At 40.9% G+C, this 6000-nt stretch carries 5 protein-coding genes; 2 read left to right on the top strand and 3 right to left on the bottom strand.

Annotation, left to right across the window (positions count from 1 at the left end; all coding sequences use genetic code 11):
• Positions 1-2334 (top strand): CHAT domain-containing protein (locus V7K73_RS06865; protein ID WP_334878368.1); only part of this gene is annotated, 2334 nt, incomplete at its 5' end.
• On the opposite strand, the gene V7K73_RS06860 is transcribed toward V7K73_RS06865, so the two are convergent.
• Positions 2331-2711: a hypothetical protein gene (locus tag V7K73_RS06860; protein ID WP_334878366.1), complete on the bottom strand. Its 381-nt coding sequence runs from the start codon at positions 2709-2711 to the stop codon at positions 2331-2333. The two genes, V7K73_RS06865 and V7K73_RS06860, sit on opposite strands and share 4 nt — an antisense overlap.
• Positions 2712-3074: 363 nt before the next feature.
• On the opposite strand from V7K73_RS06860, the gene V7K73_RS06855 reads away from it, so the two are divergent.
• On the top strand, positions 3075-3284 hold the full coding sequence (locus V7K73_RS06855) for a toxin-antitoxin system, antitoxin component, Xre family protein (protein ID WP_334878365.1): 210 nt from the start codon (positions 3075-3077) through the stop codon (positions 3282-3284).
• A 187-nt stretch (positions 3285-3471) separates the two neighbouring features.
• Here V7K73_RS06855 and V7K73_RS06850 read toward each other — a convergent pair whose 3' ends face one another.
• The gene (locus V7K73_RS06850; RefSeq protein WP_334878371.1) at positions 3472-4533 is read right to left on the bottom strand and encodes a M42 family metallopeptidase; all 1062 of its coding nucleotides are present in this window, start codon (positions 4531-4533) and stop codon (positions 3472-3474) included.
• A gap of 13 nt (positions 4534-4546) precedes the next feature.
• Positions 4547-5605, bottom strand: a complete 1059-nt coding sequence (locus tag V7K73_RS06845; protein ID WP_334878363.1) for an SGNH/GDSL hydrolase family protein — start codon at positions 5603-5605, stop codon at positions 4547-4549.
• Between the last annotated feature and the right edge of the window lie 395 nt (positions 5606-6000).

Raw genomic sequence — 6000 nt, 5'->3', positions numbered from 1 at the left:
AACATCGAAAATGCGATCGCGGCTTATACTGCTGCTTTAACTGTCAGAACCAGAGAAGCTTTGCCTGTTGATTGGGCAGCAACGCAAAATAATCTTGCTGCTACCTACACATATAGAATTAAAGGAGACGGAGCAGATAACATCGAAAATGCGATCGCTGCTTCTGCTGCTGCTTTAACTGTCAGAACCAGAGAAGCTTTGCCTGTTGATTGGGCAGCAACGCAAAATAATCTTGCTGCTGCCTACAGCAAGAGAATAAAAGGAGACAGGGCAGATAACATCGAAAATGCGATCGCTGCTTATACTGCTGCTTTAACTGTCTACAAAGAAGAAGCTTTGCCTCAAGAATGGGCAGCAACGAAAAATAATCTCGGATTTGCCTACAGGGATAGAATAAAAGGAGACAGGGCAGATAACATTGAAATTGCGATCGCGGCTTTAACTGCTGTTTTAACTGTCTACACCAAAGAAGCTTTGCCTTTTGAATGGGCAATTACGCAAAATAATCTCGGACTTGCCTACAGGGGTAGAATTAAAGGAGACAGGGCAGATAACATTGAAATTGCGATCGCTGCTTCTGCTGCTGCTTTAACTGTCAGAACCAGAGAAGCTTTGCCTCAAGAATGGGCAAAGACTTTATTCAACCTGGGAATAACTTACCAAAATGCAAACAAGTTCGACTTAGCATTCAATACTTTTGAGTCTGCCATTTCCACTATAGAATCTTTACGGGAAGAAATAGTATCTGGAGAAGAAAGCAAGCGTAAACAAGCGGAATACTTTAACCAAGTTTATAGCCGCATGGTAGAAGTTTGCAGGGAATTAAATAAGATTACCGAAGCAATTGAATATGTTGAACGTAGTAAAACCCGCAATTTAGTTGAACAAATTCTTCAACGTGACTCTAAAACCATCTTCCCTCCAGAAGTATTCACTCAATTAGAAAAATACAGGGATGAAATAGCCGTAGGACAATATCAAATCCAAAATGGCAAAGCTGAAAATCCCAAAGTCCTTGCACAACATCTCCAACAGTTGCGACAGCAGCGTAATGAATTGCAAAACCAATACTTACCTGTAGGTTATGGTTTCAAATTCGACTTATTCCAAGCTTCCTTGGATGAGCATACAGCCATTATTGAGTGGTATATTCTCGACGAGAAAATTCTGGCGTTTATTGTCACAAAAAAAGGAGAGGTAACTGTTTGGCAATCCCAACCAGAAGACCGAGAAGCTTTGGTAAATTGGATAAATCAATATTTGCAGAACTACTACGAGCAAAAAGACCAATGGCTGAATAATTTAGGGCAAGCACTCAAACAATTAGCCTCGATTCTGCACATTGATGAAATATTAACCCAGATACCAAAACACTGCGATAAACTCATCCTAATTCCCCATCGATTCCTGCATTTATTCCCCCTTCATGTACTCCCAGTAAATCAAAATTCGGAAAATTTGACTTGTCTTCTGGATTTATTTGCTAGTGGTGTGAGCTATGCACCCAGTTGTCAACTACTGCAACAAGTACAACAGCGACAACGCCCTGATTTTCAATCACTGTTTGCAATTCAAAATCCTACAGAAGACCTGAATTACACCGATTTAGAAGTACAAGTTATTCAAAGCTACTTTAATACTTCCAACGTTCTGAAAAAAACAGCAGCGACACTCACAGCTATTAATAATACTGACTTAAATACTTACCATTGCGCCCACTTTAGCTGTCACGGGTATTTTAACTTAACAAACCCCGGTAATTCAGCCTTAATTTTGGCAAATGCACCCATCGCAGACACTCCAACAAAACCCGACTCCGAACGTTACCTGAATTTACGAGCAGGGGAAACCCACGATTTAGAAAAATGCCTGACTTTAGATAGAATATTCAGTCTCAAATTGGCAAAATGTCGTCTTGTCACCCTTTCCGCTTGCGAAACTGGATTGATTGATTTTAACAATACCAGTGATGAATACATTGGTTTACCTAGCGGTTTTCTATTAGCTGGGAGTAAAGCTGTAGTCATTAGTTTGTGGACTGTCAGCGATTTATCTACAGCGTTTTTGATGATGAAATTTTATGAAAACCTGCAAACAATAAATAGTGTCTCCTTTGCACTCAATCAAGCGCAGCACTGGCTGCGAAATTTAACAACAGAGAAATTTGAAGCACTGTTAGATCAATATCAGCCACAAATAGAAGAAATTTTTGCTCAAATTCCAGAAGAAAAGCGTCCAGTAGCAAGAGCAATATTAAGAAGAACCTGCAAGCGCAAACCCTACCCTTTTGCAGCACCATTTTACTGGGCAGGATTTACAGCTACAGGGCTTTAGGATTCAGGTTTGGCAGTTTCACAAAACTTCTTCACGCCGATTTTGGCAACATAAATTACCACTGGAGTTGCTAGGGCTATGGGAATATTACCACTCGCCGCCAGCGTAGCGATCGCAGCTGTCAATACTCCCGTCATTAAGTCGTCAAATTCTTCCTGACAGATGATTTTGCTGAATTTTTGGGCTAAATTGTCTAAATAATTTGAATCTCCTCTCAAGCTGACTTCTGTATCGGTTGTCTTAACAGCAATTAACTGTGCTGCTGCTTCCAGATTTCCTTTACACTCTTCTATGTCATCCAAAGCTGCTAAAGCCTCTGGACTATCGACCAACTGGCTGCGAAACTCAGTAATTTCCTCTGGTGTAACGGTAATCATTTAATAGTTTTAACCAGTAAATAAATGTATGAAGTATTCAGTTATTATACATCTAATCCCTAATCCAGAGATATAGCGCTCGCCGCTCACACGACATCAACAGTAGGGATAATTTTGCTGTGCGATGTCTACGACGGGCTACGCCTACGCGCATTTTCCACAACCAGAAAAATTCACGCTATTTTGGGTTGATATGCGATCGCTCCTTCAAATCAAAGCCTGAAAATATCACTCAAATTCAGTTTCGCAGAAATTTTTTAACAAATCGATACAATTAGCGATCGCCTTGATCCTAGAAACAACCAAAAACTATAATCAATGCATCAAGCAACCAATATAGGCAAGGTTAGGAGAATCTAAATAATGCAAACTGATAGCATTTCAGAGCAAAGGTTACTTAAAAAAATTCGCCAGCTACCTCCCGAAAAAGTTTTACTAGTTGAAGATTTTATTGATTCTTTGGATCAGCAAAATACAGACCATAGGCTGACCTTTGCAGCAGCAAAACTTTCTGAACCAGTTATGCTCAAAATCTGGGATAATCCTGATGATGCAGAATATGACAAACTATGAATTTAGTGATGTTAGCTATAGCAGTCGTATTTGATTCGTGAAAATATAAATAAGAAAACTAACCGCAAAGTTCGCTAAGGGCGCAAAGGGAAGAAAGAAGAAAGATATATAATTTTCACAAATGATTTAGGACTGCTATATTTTGGGTTGATATGCGATCGCTCCTTCAAATCAAAGCCTGAAAATATCACTCAAACTCAGTTTCGCAGAAATTTTTTAATAAATCGATACAATTAGCGATCGCTCCTAAATGAGCAATTTCATACCCATGTGTATTTTGCGTGGGAAATGCCAAACACGCAGCACGCCCAACATGGCCGAATTTCATCGCAATCGAAGCATCACTACCAAACCCGCTCAGAGTTGTGAATTGTATTGGCATATCGAGTTGCTTGGCACTATGGCGCAATTGCCCATTTAACCCCTCATCATATATCCCATAAGCATCTTGAGATAAAAGTACAGGACTTTCCCCATCTTTAACAGGATATTCCTCAGATAAGGGACAAATTTCTAAAGCAATTAAAGCATCCAAAGGCTGATTTTGGGTGAAAAATAGCGCCCCAATTGCCCCCACTTCTTCTTTTGCTGAAGCTACTAAATAAACATCGACTACTGGCTGTTTCAGATTTTGGGCCAAAGCTAGCAAAATCGCAACAGAGGCTTTGTTATCCAAAGTGTAACCAGCAATATGATCCTTTAACCGAATTGGACGCTTGCGATGTTTGCCGATTACCATTCTAGTTCCAGGTCGAATCCCAACTGCTTCTAATTCAGCAGATGTGAGCTTTGTTTCAATCCAGGCATTTTCCCACTTAACAGTAGTATCTTCCTGCTGCACTTTTTGGGGCGATTCATGAGAGACATGGCGGGAACCAAAGCTGAGAATACCGCTAATGGTTTCGTTGTCTCCCAGTAAATCTACCACGCCTTCGCCATAAACCCACGGGAAAGAACCGCCGAGTTTGCTGACTTTGACACAACCTTCATCACCAATACTCTTGACAATTGCGCCAATTTCGTCTTTATGTGCCGTGATAGCAATCGCTCGGTCTGGATTTTTCCCTGGAATCTTCGCAATAATATTATCAGCCCGATGCCTACGGCGGCAAGCTACGCACCAAGCTTCCACACCCAGCGCCGCAAATTTTTGCATCAACAACTGGTTAATCTCAGCTTCTACACCACTAGGGGAATGGTGCATAACTAATTCTTCAATAATTTCAAATAAGCGATCGTAATCCCACATCAATACAGTTAGTTCACTTTTCAACTGTTGTATGAGACAATTGTGCATCAACAACCCGACCTACTGATCCAAGTCCTGACCTTTTTTGTTGACGCTTCAGCACTCCTACAGCACCAAAAGCACCAAGAGCTAAAATCCCCAAATTTATTGAAGGTTCAGGAACAGACTTAGCCTCAATCGCCGCCAGCGCAGCATCTGCTATCACCTGATGAACCGCAGTCGTTGGGTGAAAACCGTCCCAAACCAGAAACTTATTGTCACCTGGTTTACATATATCTAACCTAGATAGACAAGATTCGGTTAGATTCGTAAAACCTAATGCACTTGCTTGATTAAATAAAGAATAAGTATCAACAGAGATGATGTTGAGATTCGGGTTTTGACTCAAAGTGCTGACAGTTTTTGCTAAACCCAAGTTAAACTCATTAGTGGATTTGGTAAGAGTTGTAGGGTTGCGATCGTTGATTGTAGCGGCTGGTAGCTTTCCTAAATCTGGCAAGTTAAACACCAAAATATTTTTTGCGCCCACTCCTACCAGAGTATTTAATGCCAGCGATATATTATTGATTGGCGTGGTCGAGTCTTCAGGGTTGAGAAAAAACAAATCATTCGCGCCTCCCCACAATGTATAAAGTGCATTTGGATCAGCAGTTTGATGATTAGCTTGCAGATTTTCAGCAAAACCAAGGACTTGTTTGAGTACTCCCGGTAAATTTTGATTAGGAACGACAGCGTTATCGAAACCAGAGCTAGCACCACCGAAAGCAAAATTTATCCCTTGGGTAGGAATTGGTGTGGGAGGAATAGTAGTGAAATTTATATCAGTCAATAAAGTAGGCTTCAACCCTAGCTGATCTCCGAGATAATCCACCCAAATTGGCCCATCGGAAAAACGTCCTTCAAAGTAAGGTGGGCTTTGAGGGTATATTTTAGCCGTAGCATTATATATATTGCCTGTATCGGAAAGACTATCGCCAAATACATAAAGCTGATCAAAACTCGCAGCCGAGGCTTTGGCCGGCAACATGAAAGAAAATAGAACAAATCCTGCCGCTATAGCTTGTTTTTTCATCTTCGTTTTACCTGTGGTATTTTTAATCTGTATTAAAAGTAATCAAAGGGTCATAGGACTTACGCAAAATGACCAAAAAACGAACCGCAGAGGACGCAGAGAACACAGAGGAATAAGAGTTTGAGAGAGTTTTTGCGTAAGTCCTGGGTCATAGTCTGACAACTTCTCTTTTAATTGGGAGCATCCCGTCAGGTACAAAAACCTTGATAGCCCTCATCCCCTAACCCCGAATCCCTTCATATGGGATTCGGGGAACTAGAATTATGTCTCCCCTCTCCCATATATTGGGAGAGGGGCTGGGGGTGAGGGAAAAGATTGTAAGCACTCATTGGGATGCTCCCCTTTTGATTTACTTCAAAACTCAGTACTAGGGCTATTTCGTTCGAGACATAAAT

It is taken from the genome of Nostoc sp. (assembly GCF_036916975.1).
GTDB lineage: Bacteria > Cyanobacteriota > Cyanobacteriia > Cyanobacteriales > Nostocaceae > Nostoc.
Note: the sequence above shows the minus strand (reverse complement) of the source record. Positions and strands in the feature narration are given on the sequence as shown.